Origin of the sequence: Marinobacter sp. ES-1 (assembly GCF_000475255.1) — a bacterium.
Lineage (GTDB): Bacteria > Pseudomonadota > Gammaproteobacteria > Pseudomonadales > Oleiphilaceae > Marinobacter > Marinobacter vinifirmus.
On the sequence record NZ_AXBV01000035.1, the window covers coordinates 19,180 to 34,473 of the forward strand.

The following is a 15,294-nucleotide window of genomic DNA, read 5'->3' on the forward strand; positions in this document are numbered from 1 at the left end:
TAACAATCATGAATAAACCCCGTCCGGTTCAGGTAATTGCCGTGTCCAGCGGCAAGGGTGGCGTAGGCAAAAGCAACATAGCCGTTAACCTTGGCATCGCACTGGCCGAACGGGGCCGCCGCGTAGTGGTGATGGACGCCGGCCTGGGGCTGGGTAACCTGGATGTAATGCTGGGCCTGACCGTCCACCATAACCTTCAGCACGTGCTGGATGGCCAGTGCTCCCTGGAAGACATTCTGGTAGACGGCCCCGGTGGTATCCGGGTGGCGCCGTCTGCGTCCGGCAGCCTGGCGATGACTCGCCTGACTGCGGCCCAGCACGCCGGGCTCATCCACGCCTTCAGTGATCTGGGCGACCAGACCGACGTACTGATCATCGATACGTCTGCGGGTGTGTCGGAGTCGGTGCTGGCGTTTTTGCGGGCATCCCAGGAAGTCCTGCTGGTATTGTGTGACGAGCCAACGTCCATTGCCGATGCCTACGCGCTGATCCGCATGATGAACCGGGATTACGGCACCAGCCGTTTCCGGGTGCTGGCCAACCAGGTGCGCAACGACAGGGAAGGCACCCAACTGTTTGAAAAACTGACCAGAGTCACCGGTCGTTTCCTGGATGCGGGGCTACACTACAGTGGCGCCATTCCCTACGATGAAGCTGTGCGCAAGGCGGTGCAGCGGCAAAAGGCGTTTATGGAAGCCTACCCCAAGGCAAGGGCGTCTCTCGCCATGCGGGCACTGGCAGAAAAAGTGGAAAACTGGCCTTTACCCTCTGCTCCCGGGGGGCATCTTGAATTTTTTGTGGAGCGCCTGGTTGGAGCCGTTGAATGAAACAACTGTATTCCCGTGCGCATGAGGGTCTGCTGGCAGCAAGTGTGGGCACTGCGCACCCTGATTCAATAAGTTAGGCTGCCTCAGTGCATCGGTAATTGACGTCACGCATAGGTAATCCGGTGTCGCATTCGTTATAATGCGCACTCATTCACCGGATGCCCGCGCGGCGTCCTTCGCTCTGCAGACGGGGCCCCGATGTCCGAGCCGTTATTACAGGCTGTAAATCTCGAATGTGAGCGCGACGAGCGCCTGTTGTTCCAGAATCTCAGCTTCTCGGTAATGCCGGGTACCGTTACCCGTATTGAAGGCCCCAACGGCACTGGCAAAACCACCCTGCTCAGAACCCTTGCCGGTTTGAACGATGCCTGGTCAGGCGAACTGCTCTGGTGTGGCGAACCCCGGGCCTGGCACCGTGAATCCTTCCTGCGCAACATGCTGTACCTTGGGCACCGCCCCGGCATCAAACCCCTGCTGACTCCCATGGAAAACCTTAGGGCCCTGATGGCTGGTCGCCGCACCGTCAGCGATGACATATTGTCGCAGGCACTGGCGGGAACAGGACTGGCGGGCTTCGAGAATGTACCCTGTCGCAATCTGTCGGCCGGTCAGCAGCGCCGGGTGGCACTGGCGCGCCTGTTGATTGCAGACGAACCCTTGTGGCTGCTGGATGAAGTGTTCACGGCTATTGATGCGGATGGCGTCAAAGCGATTGAAGAATTATTGCAGCAGCGGGCTGCAGAAGGTGGTGCTGTATTGGTGACGACTCACCACGACCTGCAGCTGCCCGGAATGAAGCGCATTACACTGGGGGGAGGGCAGAGTGATGAATGCTGAATCCCGGCCGGCGTTGAAACCGGTAGAGAGTGCCATTGGCCCGCTGCAGGCCATGTCGGCTGTGTTCATGCGGGATGTCCGCGTGGCCTTCCGGCAGCGCCAGGATCTGCTCAACCCGCTACTGTTCTTTATTATGGTGGTAACCCTCTTCCCGCTGGGGGTTAGCCCTGAAGTGGCATTTCTCAAGCAGTCCGGTGCCGGTATTCTCTGGGTAGCGGCCTTGTTGTCGGTGCTTCTGTCGCTGGACCACCTGTTCCGGCACGACTTTGATGATGGCACCCTGGAGCAATTGATATTACAGCCACAGCCCCTGTTCCTGCTGATCCTGGCCAAGACACTGGCCCACTGGATACTCACCGGCCTGCCGCTGGTACTGCTTGCGCCAGTGTTGGGAATAATGGTGCACCTGGACGGGAACTCTGTGGCAATTCTGTGTCTAACGCTGCTGATCGGTACCCCGGTACTGAGCCTGATTGGTGCCATCGGCGCGGCGTTGACACTGGGGTTACGGTCTGCCGGTGTGCTCTTGTCACTGCTGATCATTCCGCTGTACATTCCCGTGCTTATTTTCGGTACCGGGACCGTGGCGGCAGCAGCCGAGGGCGCGCCCGTGGCCGGTTATCTCGCATTGATGGGGGCATTCCTGGTACTGGCGCTGACCCTGGCGCCATTTGCAGCCGCCGCCGCGCTGCGAATCAGCATGTCTAACAGTTAAAAGAAAGACGGTGACCAACTGATGTGGCAATGGTTTCACAAATTGGGTTCCCCCAAGTGGTTTTACGGCATCGCTAACCGCTTGATGCCCTGGTTGCTGGCCGGCGGGCTGATCGTGCTGTTGGCCGGACTGGTGTGGGGGCTGGCGTTTGCGCCGAAAGATTACCTGCAGGGCAACAGCTACCGGATCATCTTCATCCATGTGCCGGCAGCGTTCCTGGCCCAGTCCATTTACATAATGATGGCGGTTGCTGCCGTGGTCACCCTGGTCTGGCGCATGAAACTGGCGGACGTGTTTGTCAAAGCCATCGCGCCGGTGGGGCTGGTGCTCACCTTTCTGTCGCTGTTCACCGGAGCTGTGTGGGGTAAGCCCACCTGGGGCACCTGGTGGGTGTGGGATGCCCGTCTCACCTCCATGCTAATTCTCCTGTTCCTGTACGGTGGCGCCATCGCGCTGGACCGTGCCATCAACGACGAGAAATCTGCCGCCCGGGCCGTGGCGGTGCTGGTACTGGTGGGGGTAGTAAATATCCCTATCATCAAATATTCGGTGGACTGGTGGAATACACTGCATCAGCCGGCCACCTTCAAGTTGACTGAAAAGCCCTCCATGCCGATGGAAATGTGGGTGCCGTTGCTGCTTTCAGTGCTTGGCCTGTACCTGTTGTTTGGCTGGCTGGCCTGTCTGCGAATGAAAACCGAGATCCTGTTGCGGGAGCAGCGTACCCGCTGGGTCAGAGAACTTGTTCTGGCGGGAAGGAAATAACCAATGGCATTCGATTCGTTCTCCGCATTTATTGCCATGGAAGGGCACGGCCCCTATGTGTGGGCGTGCTACGCCGTATTTGTTGTGTTGCTGGGCGGGCTGATGATCTGGTCTGCACGCCGCAACCGTGCCGTATACGATTCCTGCAGGCGCAGGCTAGAACAGCAGCAGGGAAGCAAAGACAGCGCCCGCCCGAAAGCGGCGGCCACTTTCACCCGAGTTGAAGTTTCCCAGGACTGAACAGCAGGTAACCCATGCATCCGATCCGCAAAAAAAGACTGACCATTCTTGCCTTCCTGGTTGCCGGCATCGCGCTGGCGGTGGGCCTGACGACCTATGCACTGCGCCAGAACATCAACCTGTTCTACGACCCGACAGAAATCTCTGCCGGCAATGCCCCGGTTGATGTACGTATCCGTGCCGGCGGCATGGTGGAAGAAGGCAGCGTGATACGTGATACCGAAAGCCTGAAGGTGAACTTCCGGGTGACGGATTATGCCGCGTCTGTGCCTGTACAGTACGTAGGCATCCTGCCGGACCTGTTCGCAGAAGGGCAGGGCGTGGTGGCCATGGGTCGACTGAACGAAGAAGGCCTGTTTGTGGCAGACCAGGTTCTCGCCAAGCACGATGAAAACTATATGCCGCCGGAAGTAGCCGATGCCCTGGAGAAGTCATCCAAGGGCCTGAACAAGGCGAATGCAGAGAAAGCTGCAGAAAGCGCGGCTTACTGAGCCCCGAATCATGACTGACCTTGGAGATTTCTGATGTATCCGGAACTCGGACAGCTTGCACTGATACTCGCGCTGTTGCTCTCGGTGCTTCTTGCCGTCGTCCCGTTGGCCGGTGCGCTCACCGGGCGTGACAGTCTGCAGGCGTTTGCCCGGCCCCTGGCGTCGGGCATGTTTGTGTTTACCGGGCTGGCCTTTGCCATCCTGACCCATGCCTTCCTGGTTGATGATTTCTCGGTTACCTATGTAGCCAATAACAGCAACAGCATGCTGCCCTGGTATTACAAGTTCAGCGCGGTGTGGGGTGGCCACGAAGGCTCCCTGCTGCTGTGGATTTTGATGCTGACCGGGTGGACCCTGGCTGTTGCCGTCTTCAGTCGCAAGCTGCCCTCGACCATGGTGTCGCAGGTGCTGGCGGTGATGGGCATGGTCTGTGTCGGCTTTTTCCTGTTCATCATTGTGACGTCCAACCCCTTTGACCGTTTGCTGCCGAGCGTGCCGGCGGATGGTCAGGATCTGAACCCCCTGCTGCAGGATATCGGGCTGATCATGCACCCGCCCATGTTGTACATGGGGTATGTGGGTTTCTCCGTGGCCTTTGCTTTCGCTATTGCCGCCCTGATCAACGGTCGTCTGGACGCGGCCTGGGCCCGCTGGTCCCGGCCCTGGACCACCATTGCCTGGTCGTTCCTGACCATCGGCATCGCGCTGGGCAGCTGGTGGGCTTACTACGAGCTTGGCTGGGGCGGCTGGTGGTTCTGGGATCCGGTAGAAAACGCATCCCTGTTGCCCTGGTTGTCCGGCACCGCGCTGATGCACTCGCTGGCGGTGACCGAAAAACGTGGCGTGTTCAAAAGCTGGACCGTATTGCTGGCCATCGTGACTTTCGCACTGAGCTTGCTGGGCACCTTCCTGGTGCGCTCCGGCGTTCTCACCTCGGTACATGCCTTCGCTTCTGACCCGGAGCGGGGCAGCTTCCTGCTGATGCTGCTGGGTATTACGGTAGTGGGTAGCCTGCTGCTCTACGCGTTCAGGGCACCGGTGGTGCACGTGCGTTCCCGTTACGGTTCCCTGTCCCGGGAAATCTTCCTGCTGCTGAACAACGTGTTGCTGGTGTCCGCCACGCTGCTGGTGGCCATCGGTACCCTGTATCCGCTGGTCCTGGACTACCTGGATGCCGGCAAGCTGTCCATCGGCGAGCCATTCTTTAATACCACCTTCAGCCCGCTGGCCGTGGCCACCGGCCTGTTGCTGGGTGCCGGTATTTTCTCCCGCTGGAAGAAAACCGACGGCGGTATGCTGGCCCGTAAACTGTTGTGGCCGCTGGCGATCAGCCTGGTGGCGACAGCTGCGGTGATGGTCAACTACGGCAGCTTTGCGCCCTGGGCCTTTGCCGGTGTGTTCACTGCCATCTGGATTGCCGTGGCTACCCTGTGGGACCTGTGGGACAAGTCTGCTTCCCGCCAGGGCCGATTGCATGGCCTCAAGCGCCAGTCCCGCAGTTACTGGGGCATGGTGCTGGGGCACCTTGGTGTGGCTATGGTGATGGCCGGTGCCACCGTGGTGTCCAATTACGGTGTCGAGCGGGATGTCCGCATGGTGCCGGGTGATTCCGCCATGGTGGGCGATTACGAAATCGTGTTCACCGACATCGGTGAGCGGCAGGGCGCCAACTTCACTGCCCAGTACGGCAGCTTTAACGTGTTCCTGGATGGCAAGCTGGTTACCGACCTGCACCCGGAGAAGCGTAACTACCCGGTGGGTATGAGCGTGATGACCGAGGCGGATATTGATGCCGGCCTGTTCCGGGATGTATTTGTGGCTATTGGCGAGCGGATTTCCGACGACGCCTGGGCTATCCGCCTGCAGTACAAGCCGCTGGTACGCTGGTTGTGGCTGGGTTCCCTGGTGATGGCCATCGGCGGCTTCCTGGCCATTGCCGACAAGCGTTACCGCATTCGTGTAAAAGCTGAGGAAAAACAGAAAGCCCAGGCTGGCAACACGGCTCCCGGCAAGCCGGCGGAGGCGTCGTCATGAGGCGCCTGCTACTGTTTGTTCCGTTGCTGATTGCGGTGGGTATCGGGGTCTTCCTGTTTGCCGGTATCGGCAAGGATCCCACCAAGCTGGAATCGGCCCGTATCGGCAAACCGGTACCGGAATTCCAGCTGCAGGACCTGCACGACCCGGAACATATGCTGGACACCTCAGTTTTCCAGGGGCAGGTGTCCCTGCTGAATGTCTGGGCCGAGTGGTGTCCGTCCTGCTGGGACGAGCATGAATACCTGATGCACCTGGCCAGCAACGAAGGCGTGCGCATTGTCGGCCTGAACTACAAGGATCAGCGGGAAACCGCGTTCAGTTTCCTGGGCCGCCTCGGCAATCCCTACGAAACCATTATCTTCGACCCTCGCGGATCCCTCGGCTTTGACCTGGGTGTATACGGCGCTCCGGAAACCTATGTGATCGACGCCGACGGTGTCGTTCTGTACCGGCATGTGGGTGTGGTGAACGAGCGGGTTTGGCAGGAAGTCCTGCTGCCCGTGCTCAATCAGGCAAAGGGAAATAGCTGATGCGTTTTTATCCGCTACTGTTGGCCGTGCTGTTTGTGGTTTCACCACTCCGGGCCGAGGTGATGGAGGTCTACGACTTCGATACCCGGGCTGAAGAGCAGCGTTACCAGAACCTGATTGCCGAGCTGCGCTGCCCCAAGTGCCAGAACCAGAATATCGCTGATTCCAACGCCCCCATCTCCAAGGATATGCGGGACGAGGTGTACCTGATGATGCAGCAAGGCGCTTCCAACGATGAAATCGTCGGCGCCTTGGTGGACCGTTTTGGCGAGTTTGTGCAGTACAAACCGCCGGTCGACAAGCGCACGATTTTCCTCTGGGCGTTCCCGGCCATTGCCGTGATTGGCGGCTTGCTGATTGTGGCTGGCGTGGTAATGCGCTCGCGCAAACAGGGCCAGCAGGAACCGGCGCTCAGCCCCGAAGAAAAAGCCAGGGTCGAACAGATGCTGGCCGATAAGGATCAGCCATCCGAGCGCTGATCCGCGTAACACATCCCCAACTGCGACGAAGACTCCATGACTGAAACATTCTGGATTGCCGCGACGGTATTCATTCTCATCGCCCTGGCATTTGTGTTGTACCCGGTGTTCTTTCACCGCCCCAAGGCGCGGATGGATGCAGACCTCAGAAACCAGAACCTGCTGGCCTACAAGTCCCGCCTGAAAGAGCTGGATGATGAGCACGAAGCCGGCATCCTGGACGCCGAAAGCTACCAGCAACTGAAAGAAGAGCTGGCCGGCGCCATGCTTGATGACGTTCCAGAAAACGAACAGCCCCGCCAGCGGCTGGCAGGCCGGCGCAGCGCCATGGTTGTTGCCTTGCTGGCTGTGCTTCTGCTGCCCGCCGGAGCCTACCTGGGTTACCAGGAATGGGGCGCCATGGACCGGGTAGAGCAGTTCATCACCATGCAGGAAATGGGTGCTTCCGGTAACGATGACCAGACCGCGCGCATGTCCGCACTGGCAGACCAGCTGCGGGACCGCCTCGAGCAGGATCCGGATAACGCCGACGGCTGGGCCATGCTGGGCCAGACCTACATGCGTACCGAACGCTACGAGGATGCGGCCGAAGCCTTCCAGCGCCTGGCCGGGATTACTGAGGAAGAGCCCAGCGCCAGCTCCGTAGCCTGGGGCCTGTCAGCCCAGGCGCTGTACTTCCAGAGCGAAGGGCAGATGACATCGGGCGTGATGGCGGCCATCGAGTCAGCCCGCGCCCTGGATCCGAACGAAGTGAACTCGCTGGGGCTGCTGGGCATCAATGCCTTCAGCCAGCAGAACTACCGTGAAGCGATCGAATACTGGGAAACCATTGTTGAGGTCACGCCGGACCATCCGCAGATTGCCTCTATTCGCGGTGGCATTGCCGAAGCCTACAACCGCCTGGGCGAAACACCTCCGGCTGCGCAGGCTCCGGAGCCTGCGGCACCGTCTGCCGGTGTGGCCCTGAGAATTTCCCTGGATGATGCGTTCAGGGACAGCGTGCCAGGTGACACCACCCTGTTTGTCTTTGCCCGTGCAAAGGGCACATCAGGTGGGGCTCCGGTGGCTGTCGCCCGCATGACCGCCGGTGTTCTGCCGGTAGATATCCGCCTGGATGACAGCTACGCCATGTCGCCGGAGGCCACCATTTCCTCCGCAGAAGAAGTCGTGATTGTCGCGCGCCTGAGCCGCAGCGGCAGCATCAACCCGCAAGCCGGTGACTGGCAGGGCCAGGTGGAAGCGCAAGTGCTGCCACCGGAGGCCGATGGCGAGCCGGTTGAACTGGTGATCAGCCAGGAACTTATCGACTGACCGGATTCAGCGGAGGCAGCCCGTAGCGGCTGTCTTCGCTTTGCGCCTTCCGCTTTCTCAACCTCTCCAATGCTTTCCCCAATCCCTGTCGTGCCTCATTCGAAACAGCCTGCTGGTGTTTCGAGAACAGCTGTGCCTGCAGTTGCTCCAGATGGCCGGCCAGTTCCGGGTCATCACTGAACCTGACCACATCGCGGACCGTCGCAAAGCGCTGCTCCGGGAAACGTAACCTGGCCCAGTGCAGCAGCTGGCCGGTGGTGTCTGCGGAACCGTTTTTAGCCGCACGAATCAGCTGCTCATAGGCGTGTTTTTCGGTGGCGTCTTCCAGCGGCCCGGATGATAGCGCGCCGCCGGACGGTTTTCGGGACAACCACCACAGCACCAGGGTAGCCAGCCAGAGCAATCCCAGTACCAGCGAAAGCCAAAGCCAGAAAGAGCCCGTGCGGTCTGCCGGGGGCAGGTCATCTGCGGTGGCCGGAGTAGTGGCGGGCGGAGTCTCCGGGGCGCTGTTATCCGGCACCGGCGCAGCGGCGACCGCGCTGTTGCCGGTGATGGTGTAGCGACGCTCGGGCAAGATCGCCTGCTCCAGTTGGTCGGTCTCTGTGTTCCACCAGGGGATGCGGATGGCGGGCAACACCACATCGCCGGCCTGCACCGGCACCAGCGCCGCTTCCTGCTGCAGGGTGGAGCGAAGGCCGTCGACGGTGGTTTCGGTATTTCTCAGGGGGCTTTCCGGGTAGCTGCGTATGGCCGCCGGGGTTTCCTGCGGCAGTGGCGGCAGGGCTTCTGCCGGTAAGCCATCGGCATGTAGGGTGATTTTCCGGGTCAGGTTGGCTCCGGCGTTCAGTTCCCCTGCTGGCGGCAGGCCGTCTTCAGCCAGTGCCAGGCTGCGAGCCGGCAGCCAGGGTTGGTCTGCCGGGTAGGCATCCGGCACCGGTTTTACCGGGACATCATAAAGCTGCTGTTGATCCCGCAGGAACTTCAGCTGGCCGTTGGCGTCCCGTGCCTGGCCTTCGAAGCGGATCGGGGCCAGGCTCAGCTGGCCCGGCTGCTGGGGAAAGATGGCATAGCGTCGCTCAACCACCCGGTAACGGACGCCATCCCGGTAACGGGTGAATTCGCGCTGCTTGCCCAGGGATTCGATGATGGCATCGGGGTGCTCCGGCTCCGACAATTCGCCCCGTATGAGGTTGCCCGAGAAAAACAGCTGTATGGTCAGTACCAGCTGTTCCTGCACATAGACTTCGGCTTTGTCGGCCGACAGTTCGATAAAACTGTCGCGGGCGCCGGCTTCTTGGTCTGGCGCTGTGCCGGTCACCACGTCAATCTCTACCGGCTCGGAGGTGGCATCCTTGAAGGTCAGCTCCGGGATGGTCAGTTTGCCGGTTCGGGTGGGTGCCAGTTGGTAGGTCCAGGTGATCTCCCCGGTCATATCGCCGTTGACGGTCTGCACACTGTAACGCTGGTTCCGGGCCAGGATCTCGAAATCCGGCTCTACCTTTTCAATGTCGGGGGAAGGCAGGTCAGACAGGTCAAAGTTGAACAGGTTGCTCAGGTTCAGGTCGATTTCCATGGAGCCGCGCACAGTCAGGGTTAATACCTCGCCTTCGTACAGCTGCGTGCGGTCCGGCTCGACCGACAGCTCACTGGCCTGGGCCGGGTGCAGGGCGGCAAGCTGTACCAGTAACAGAAAAACGGGTAGAAGAATGCGTTTTACCATGATGTATCGCCCTCGTCGGGTTGCGTCTGGCGCTGCTGGTACTGCTGCAGGAACTTGCGCTGCAACAGCCCGCCGGGGTTGTCAGGAATACGCCGGAGCCACTGCTCCTGGCCCTGGTCCAGCGGTTGTTCGGAAATTTCGGCCGGAGCTTCTACAGCCTGCCCGTTGTCGGCAGGCTCCTGGTCTGACGGCTGCCCTTGCCCGGATTGCCGGGTGTCTTCGCCGGCCTGTGGCTCGGCGTCTTGTCCGCTCTGTCCGGAATCCTGTGTCTCACCGGATTGTTCGGATTCCTGCTGGCTGTCTTGCTGGCCTTGCTGCTGGCTTTCCTGATTGTCCTGGCCGGACTGGGAATCCTCACCCTGCTGCTGGTTGTTCTCCGACTGCTGGTCGCCGGAATCGCCTTGTTGCTGATCTTGCTCCTGCTGCTGTTGCTGGTCGAGCAACTGCTGAACCAGGTCCCGGTTAAAGCGGGCGTCTTCGAAGTCGGGGTTCTGCTCCAGGGCCTGTTTGTAGGCGTCCATTGCCTGTTCAAGCTGGCCAGCCCGGGCCAGGGCATTACCCCGGTTGTAGTGGCCGGTGGCCGTCGGTATTTCGGTAAAGGCCCGGGCAGCCTCTTCGTGGCGGCCGCTGCGGTACAGGGCCGAGCCTTTCCAGTCCGGCTGCTGCAGAACCTCTGCCGCCCGCTCCGGATCCTGCCTGATCAGTTCCCGCCCGCGTTGGTCGTCCCGCTGCCACAGGCCACCCCAGTCCAGTGCCATGGCCGGGCGAGGTGTCAGGGTCAGTGGTACAAGGCTCAGGGCCAGTACCGCAAAGGCACCCCGGCGCCAGCCCAGCAATAACAGGGGCAGGGCCAGCCACAGCAGCCAGTAGCCGTCGTCCTGCCAGCGATTGATGGTCAGGCCGTCATCGGTTTCCGACCAATCCTCTTCCGCTCCCGGTTCCAGCGCAAGGGCGCGGATATCCGCGTCGCCAAGGGTCAGTTCGTGGCTGTCACCGCCGTTGGCCCGGGCCAGTCTCTCCATGGCATCGGGGTCGGCCCTGGCGATGACAATCTCGCCGTTACTGCGCAGGAAGCCTCGCTTGGCCAGGGGAATCGGCCCACCTTCCGGTGTGCCCACAACCAGTGTGCTCAGGGCATAGCCGGTGCCGGCCAGGTGATTGTTGATGGCGCTGTGATAACTTCGGGGCACATCATCGGATATCAGCAAAATCCGCCCGCGCCCCGGCGCACCCTGCTGTAGCAGATCCACCGCCTGGCTGATGGCCAGGTCTGCCCGGTTACCCTGTGCCGGCATGATGGCCGGGTCCAGAACCCCGAGCATGGCCTCGATGGTGCGGAAGTCTTCGGTCAACGGCGTAACGGTGTGGGCATCACCGGAGTACACCAGCAGGGCGGTCAGGCCACCGCGCCGTTGCGCCAGCAGGTCCCGAATCTTGCGCTTGGCCAGGGTCAGCCGGTCTGGTTCGGCATCGGTGGCCAGCATGGACAGCGACAGGTCCAGCACAATCACCAGACTGTCTTCCGGTTGTTTGAGCGGGGTAGGGGCCTGACGCCAGCTCGGGCCAGCCAGGCCGATGGCCAGGGTCAGCAGGGCGATGTTCAGTGGCAGCAGCGGCGACCGGCTGGCACCGCCCGGGGCGCCTTGCCCAGGTTTGTTTAAAAGCGGTTTCAGCAGGGGCTGGGGAATATAACGGCTCCAGCCGGCATCGGCCTGGCGCAGCTTGTGCCTTGCCAGGTATAACGCCGGCAGTGCCAGCAACAGTAATAACCAAAGGGGCCTCAGGAAGTGAAAATCAGCCATGGTGCACCTCCCCGGATTCATTGCGGCGGGCCCGGCTGGCCAGTAATCGCAGTGCTGACAACAGCAGCCACAGGGCAACCGCTGTGCCCGCCGGCCACACGTAGAGTTCGGTAACCGGGCGATAGAACTGGCCTTCCTGCTCAATGGGCTCCAGCTGGTCGATGCTGTCGTAGATCATTTCCAGCTCCGGGAGGCTGCGGGCCCGGAAATACCGGCCGCCGGTCTGTTCCGCCATGCGGGTGAGCAGGGCTTCGTCCAGGTCCCGGGACGGGTTCACCCGCCGCGAGCCCAGCAGTCCCCGCTGGATCATGGAATCGGCGCCGATACCGATGGTGTACAGACGAACACCTGCGGCGGCGGCAATCTCGGTGGCTTTGTCCGGGCTCACTTCACCGGCCGTGTTGGCGCCGTCAGTCAGCAGGATGGCTACCCGCTGCTCCTGGGGGCGATCCCGCAGGCGTTTCACCGCAAGGCCCACGGCATCGCCAATTGCCGTTGCCCGGCCGGCCATGCCCAGGCCGGCTTCCAGCAGCAGGGTTCTTACGGTTTCCCGGTCAAAGGTCAGGGGTGCCTGCACGTAGGGCTGGGTGCCGAACAGGACCAGCCCCAGGCGGTCACCCTCCCGGCGGTCGATAAACTGGTCCAGCACCCGCTTGACCGCTTGCAGGCGGTTGATGCTGCGGCCCTGAATAACCATGTCGCGCTCATCCATACTGGGCGATATGTCTACCAGCATCATCAGGTCACGGCCGCTAACGGGCATCTGCACTTGCTCGCCCACATGCTGGGGTCGGGCGATGGCGAGCACCAGGCACAGCCAGGCCAGAAGCAGCAGCAACTGGCGCCAGCGCGGTGTCCGGCGCCCCCGGGTGCTGACGCCGGGCATGCCCGACAACCAGTGGCCAACCGGGATGACCGGTGCATCTACCGGTTCACCCTTGCCATAACGTTTGCCGGCCAGTAACAGCAGCGGCAACAGGGCCAGTAACAGCAGCCAGGGATAGGCCAGGGAAATCATAGCTGGGCCTCCAGCCAGAACCGGGCAAAGTCGAGTGCCTGGCCCGGGTCCAGGTTGGTGTTCGGGCGCCAGGGTGCTTGCACCAGCGCTTCCGCTACCGGCCTTGAGGCAATGCGTTCGGAAGGAGAAGTTTCCAGCAGGAATTCGGCCCAGCCCTGGCCGGTGAGGGTTTCCGGATGCCGGTCCGGATAGGCCTGCCGGGCTACCCGCTTGAGCAGCTGGTTAAGTTCACTGAACCATTCGTTGCACTGGCGCGGGTTGGCAGCGAGTTGTAAAAGTTCCTCGCGGGCCTGGCGTTTCCACAGGTTCTGCTGCCGGCGCCGGCGCAGCAACCAGAAAGCGACTGCGGCCAGTACCAGAGCAACGACCGCAAGAATCCACCAGCCTGGCGCCGGCGGCCACCAGCCGCCGGTTTCCGGCAGGTGAATATCGCGCAGTTGGGCTAACGGATCTTGCGGGTTCATCCAATCCGCCCTCCCGGGCCCAAAAGCTGGCGCAGGGCGGCTGCCGGCTCTTCGCTGGTCATGATGGTGGCCGCCTGCACACCGGAGGTGCGAAAACAGTCTTCCAGCAGCCGTTCATGGGTGACAACTTTTTCCTGCCAGGCCTTTTTGAACGCGGGATTGGAGGCATCAAACCAGATCGGCCCTTCCGGCCCTGCCACCGCAAACTGGCCGCTGTCCGGCAGCTGTTTTTCCAGCGGATCCATAATGCGCAGGGCGCTCACGGTGTTATGGCGGCCCAGGGCGCCGAGCAGGCTGGTGGTGTTATCGCTGATGTTCATGAAATCGCTGATGATGAAAATCCGGCTGCCGGTATGTGCCACCCGCCGGGCTTCGGCCAGCGCTGTGTCCAGCCCGTGGTCGGGGGCCGAAGGCCGGGGTGGCACGTCCGGTTTGTGTTGCTGGCTGGCCAGGGCGTCCAGCAGGCGCAGTACGGATTTCTTACGCCGGGCGGGGCGCAGCACCTCCAGCTCCTGGTCATTAAATACCAGGCCACCCACCTGGTCGCCGGCCCACAGGGCCAGCCAGGCCAGCAGCGTGGTAACTTGCGCGCAGCGCACCTGTTTGTAGGCACCGGTGCTGGCGAAGAACAGGGTCGGGCCCAGGTCGGCAATCAGCAGCACCGGCCGCTCCCGTTCTTCTTCGTAGAGTTTGGTGTGGGGTGACTGGCGCCGCGCCGTTACCCGCCAGTCAATGCTGCGGATATCGTCGCCGGGCTGGTATTGCCGCACTTCGGCAAAGGTCATGCCGCGACCACGCTGGCGAGACTGGCGCAAGCCGGCCTGGCGCGAACGCACCGGGCGGGCAGAAGGCAGCTTCAGGGCCCTGGCGTCGGCTTGCAGCCGAACCAGTTCCGGCAGGGTGATGTGGGTTGCTGCGTTGCTCTGCGCCATGGTGTTCAGGCGGTTACCGGTACGCGGTCGATCAGCCTTTGCAGAACCGTGTCTGCGGTCATGCCTTCGGCCTCGGCCTCGAAGGTCAGCAGGATTCGGTGGCGCAGCACGTCAAAGGCCATGGTGCGGATGTCGTCCGGGGTTACGTAGTCCCGGCCATCGAGCCAGGCCAGGGCCCGGGCGCAGCGGTCCAGGGCAATGGTACCCCGGGGGCTGGCGCCGAAAGCCGTCCAGCGGGCCAGTTCCGGATCCAGGCTGGCGGCATCCCGGGTGGCCAGGATCAGGGCCAGCAAATACTGCTCCACCGGCTCCGCCATGTAGATGTCGGATACCGCCTGCCGGGCCTCCATAACTTGTTGCTCTGTAAGACGAATGTCTACCTGTGGTATTCCCTGACGGTAGTCGCTACGGGCAAGGTGCAGAATCTGACGCTCAGCATCGGCATCCGGGTAATCGATCACCACATGCATCAGGAAACGGTCGAGCTGGGCTTCGGGCAGGGGGTAAGTGCCTTCCTGCTCGATGGGGTTCTGGGTGGCCATCACCATGAACAGCTTCGGCAGCGGGAAGGTTTGCATGCCGACACTGATCTGGCGTTCGCCCATGGCCTCAAGCAGGGCAGACTGCACCTTGGCCGGGGCCCGGTTGATTTCATCGGCCAGCACAAGGTTGTGGAATATCGGGCCGCGCTGGAATTCGAACAGGCCGGTTTCAGCCCGGTAGATCTCGCTGCCGGTGACATCGGACGGCAGAAGGTCCGGGGTGAACTGGATGCGGTGGAAATCCCCTTCCAGGTGATCGGCCAAGGCTTTTACCGCGGTGGTCTTGGCCAGGCCGGGCGCCCCTTCTACCAGAAGGTGGCCATCAGCCAGCAGGGCGATCAGTAGTCTGTCTACCAGCTTGTCCTGACCGATGATGCGTTTTGCCAACTGTGTTCTGAGATTACCGAACGTTTGCTGTAACGACATGGAATTCACTGCTCTCGGTTTTGAAGGTCCGGCGGCGCGGGTGTTTGCGCCCGTAGGTAGTTGCCGCAGTTTTGAGGTCTGGCCGGCAAAAATCAAGAGCTTGACTATGCTTATGTGACGATACCGTGATTACGTTTCTTTCACACAAAACCAGAGGT

At 61.6% G+C, this 15,294-nt stretch carries 16 protein-coding genes; 10 read left to right on the forward strand and 6 right to left on the reverse strand.

The window, feature by feature from the left end; genetic code table 11:
* The first annotated feature begins 8 nt into the window (after positions 1-8).
* The 10 genes from Q668_RS06180 (at position 9) to ccmI (ending at position 8,232) form a co-directional block, all read left to right on the forward strand.
* A complete protein-coding gene (locus Q668_RS06180) occupies positions 9-827 on the forward strand; it encodes a MinD/ParA family protein (protein WP_022988749.1) in 819 nt (272 codons plus the stop codon).
* 198 nt (positions 828-1,025) lie between these two features.
* A complete protein-coding gene (gene ccmA / locus Q668_RS06185; protein WP_022988750.1) occupies positions 1,026-1,664 on the forward strand; it encodes a cytochrome c biogenesis heme-transporting ATPase CcmA in 639 nt (212 codons plus the stop codon).
* The gene (ccmB, locus tag Q668_RS06190) at positions 1,654-2,379 is read left to right on the forward strand and encodes a heme exporter protein CcmB (RefSeq protein WP_022988751.1); all 726 of its coding nucleotides are present in this window, start codon (positions 1,654-1,656) and stop codon (positions 2,377-2,379) included. The genes ccmA and ccmB overlap by 11 nt, the downstream gene beginning before the upstream one ends.
* 21 nt (positions 2,380-2,400) lie before the next feature.
* On the forward strand, positions 2,401-3,144 hold the full coding sequence (gene ccmC, locus Q668_RS06195) for a heme ABC transporter permease CcmC (RefSeq protein ID WP_022988752.1): 744 nt from the start codon (positions 2,401-2,403) through the stop codon (positions 3,142-3,144).
* A gap of 3 nt (positions 3,145-3,147) precedes the next feature.
* The gene (gene ccmD / locus Q668_RS06200) at positions 3,148-3,384 is read left to right on the forward strand and encodes a heme exporter protein CcmD (RefSeq protein ID WP_022988753.1); all 237 of its coding nucleotides are present in this window, start codon (positions 3,148-3,150) and stop codon (positions 3,382-3,384) included.
* A gap of 14 nt (positions 3,385-3,398) precedes the next feature.
* On the forward strand, positions 3,399-3,875 hold the full coding sequence (ccmE, locus tag Q668_RS06205; RefSeq protein ID WP_022988754.1) for a cytochrome c maturation protein CcmE: 477 nt from the start codon (positions 3,399-3,401) through the stop codon (positions 3,873-3,875).
* Positions 3,876-3,908: 33 nt separating this feature from the next.
* Positions 3,909-5,909, forward strand: a complete 2,001-nt coding sequence (locus tag Q668_RS06210) for a heme lyase CcmF/NrfE family subunit (protein WP_022988755.1) — start codon at positions 3,909-3,911, stop codon at positions 5,907-5,909.
* On the forward strand, positions 5,906-6,442 hold the full coding sequence (locus Q668_RS06215) for a DsbE family thiol:disulfide interchange protein (protein ID WP_022988756.1): 537 nt from the start codon (positions 5,906-5,908) through the stop codon (positions 6,440-6,442). The genes Q668_RS06210 and Q668_RS06215 overlap by 4 nt, the downstream gene beginning before the upstream one ends.
* Positions 6,442-6,921: a cytochrome c-type biogenesis protein gene (locus tag Q668_RS06220; RefSeq protein WP_022988757.1), complete on the forward strand. Its 480-nt coding sequence runs from the start codon at positions 6,442-6,444 to the stop codon at positions 6,919-6,921. Before Q668_RS06215 ends, Q668_RS06220 begins: the two co-directional genes overlap by 1 nt.
* Before the next feature lie 36 nt (positions 6,922-6,957).
* A complete protein-coding gene (gene ccmI / locus Q668_RS06225; RefSeq protein ID WP_022988758.1) occupies positions 6,958-8,232 on the forward strand; it encodes a c-type cytochrome biogenesis protein CcmI in 1,275 nt (424 codons plus the stop codon).
* Here the strand turns inward: ccmI and Q668_RS06230 are convergent.
* The 6 genes from Q668_RS06230 to Q668_RS06255 are packed head-to-tail and all read right to left on the reverse strand — an operon-like array spanning position 8,222 to position 15,136.
* A complete protein-coding gene (locus Q668_RS06230) occupies positions 8,222-9,952 on the reverse strand; it encodes a BatD family protein (protein ID WP_022988759.1) in 1,731 nt (576 codons plus the stop codon). The genes ccmI and Q668_RS06230 overlap by 11 nt on opposite strands.
* Positions 9,946-11,754, reverse strand: coding sequence for a VWA domain-containing protein (locus Q668_RS06235; RefSeq protein WP_022988760.1), 1,809 nt, complete (start codon positions 11,752-11,754; stop codon positions 9,946-9,948). Before Q668_RS06235 ends, Q668_RS06230 begins: the two co-directional genes overlap by 7 nt.
* Positions 11,747-12,772, reverse strand: coding sequence for a VWA domain-containing protein (locus Q668_RS06240; protein WP_022988761.1), 1,026 nt, complete (start codon positions 12,770-12,772; stop codon positions 11,747-11,749). Before Q668_RS06240 ends, Q668_RS06235 begins: the two co-directional genes overlap by 8 nt.
* Complete coding sequence (locus Q668_RS06245) at positions 12,769-13,236, reverse strand: DUF4381 domain-containing protein (protein WP_022988762.1); 468 nt, start codon at positions 13,234-13,236, stop codon at positions 12,769-12,771. The genes Q668_RS06240 and Q668_RS06245 overlap by 4 nt, the downstream gene beginning before the upstream one ends.
* A complete protein-coding gene (locus Q668_RS06250) occupies positions 13,233-14,168 on the reverse strand; it encodes a DUF58 domain-containing protein (protein ID WP_022988763.1) in 936 nt (311 codons plus the stop codon). Before Q668_RS06250 ends, Q668_RS06245 begins: the two co-directional genes overlap by 4 nt.
* A 5-nt stretch (positions 14,169-14,173) precedes the next feature.
* Positions 14,174-15,136, reverse strand: a complete 963-nt coding sequence (locus Q668_RS06255; RefSeq protein ID WP_036219357.1) for an AAA family ATPase — start codon at positions 15,134-15,136, stop codon at positions 14,174-14,176.
* Positions 15,137-15,294 lie beyond the last annotated feature (158 nt).

Coding starts and splice junctions, on each gene's coding strand:
- ccmE (WP_022988754.1), top strand. CDS start 3,399: ATGCATCCGATCCGCAAAAAAAGACTGACCATTCTTGCCTTCCTGGTT.
- Q668_RS06245 (WP_022988762.1), bottom strand. CDS start 13,236: ATGAACCCGCAAGATCCGTTAGCCCAACTGCGCGATATTCACCTGCCG.
- Q668_RS06215 (WP_022988756.1), top strand. CDS start 5,906: ATGAGGCGCCTGCTACTGTTTGTTCCGTTGCTGATTGCGGTGGGTATC.
- ccmA (WP_022988750.1), top strand. CDS start 1,026: ATGTCCGAGCCGTTATTACAGGCTGTAAATCTCGAATGTGAGCGCGAC.
- Q668_RS06255 (WP_036219357.1), bottom strand. CDS start 15,136: ATGTCGTTACAGCAAACGTTCGGTAATCTCAGAACACAGTTGGCAAAA.
- ccmD (WP_022988753.1), top strand. CDS start 3,148: ATGGCATTCGATTCGTTCTCCGCATTTATTGCCATGGAAGGGCACGGC.
- Q668_RS06250 (WP_022988763.1), bottom strand. CDS start 14,168: ATGGCGCAGAGCAACGCAGCAACCCACATCACCCTGCCGGAACTGGTT.
- Q668_RS06240 (WP_022988761.1), bottom strand. CDS start 12,772: ATGATTTCCCTGGCCTATCCCTGGCTGCTGTTACTGGCCCTGTTGCCG.
- ccmC (WP_022988752.1), top strand. CDS start 2,401: ATGTGGCAATGGTTTCACAAATTGGGTTCCCCCAAGTGGTTTTACGGC.
- Q668_RS06220 (WP_022988757.1), top strand. CDS start 6,442: ATGCGTTTTTATCCGCTACTGTTGGCCGTGCTGTTTGTGGTTTCACCA.
- Q668_RS06180 (WP_022988749.1), top strand. CDS start 9: ATGAATAAACCCCGTCCGGTTCAGGTAATTGCCGTGTCCAGCGGCAAG.
- Q668_RS06210 (WP_022988755.1), top strand. CDS start 3,909: ATGTATCCGGAACTCGGACAGCTTGCACTGATACTCGCGCTGTTGCTC.
- Q668_RS06230 (WP_022988759.1), bottom strand. CDS start 9,952: ATGGTAAAACGCATTCTTCTACCCGTTTTTCTGTTACTGGTACAGCTT.
- ccmB (WP_022988751.1), top strand. CDS start 1,654: ATGAATGCTGAATCCCGGCCGGCGTTGAAACCGGTAGAGAGTGCCATT.
- Q668_RS06235 (WP_022988760.1), bottom strand. CDS start 11,754: ATGGCTGATTTTCACTTCCTGAGGCCCCTTTGGTTATTACTGTTGCTG.
- ccmI (WP_022988758.1), top strand. CDS start 6,958: ATGACTGAAACATTCTGGATTGCCGCGACGGTATTCATTCTCATCGCC.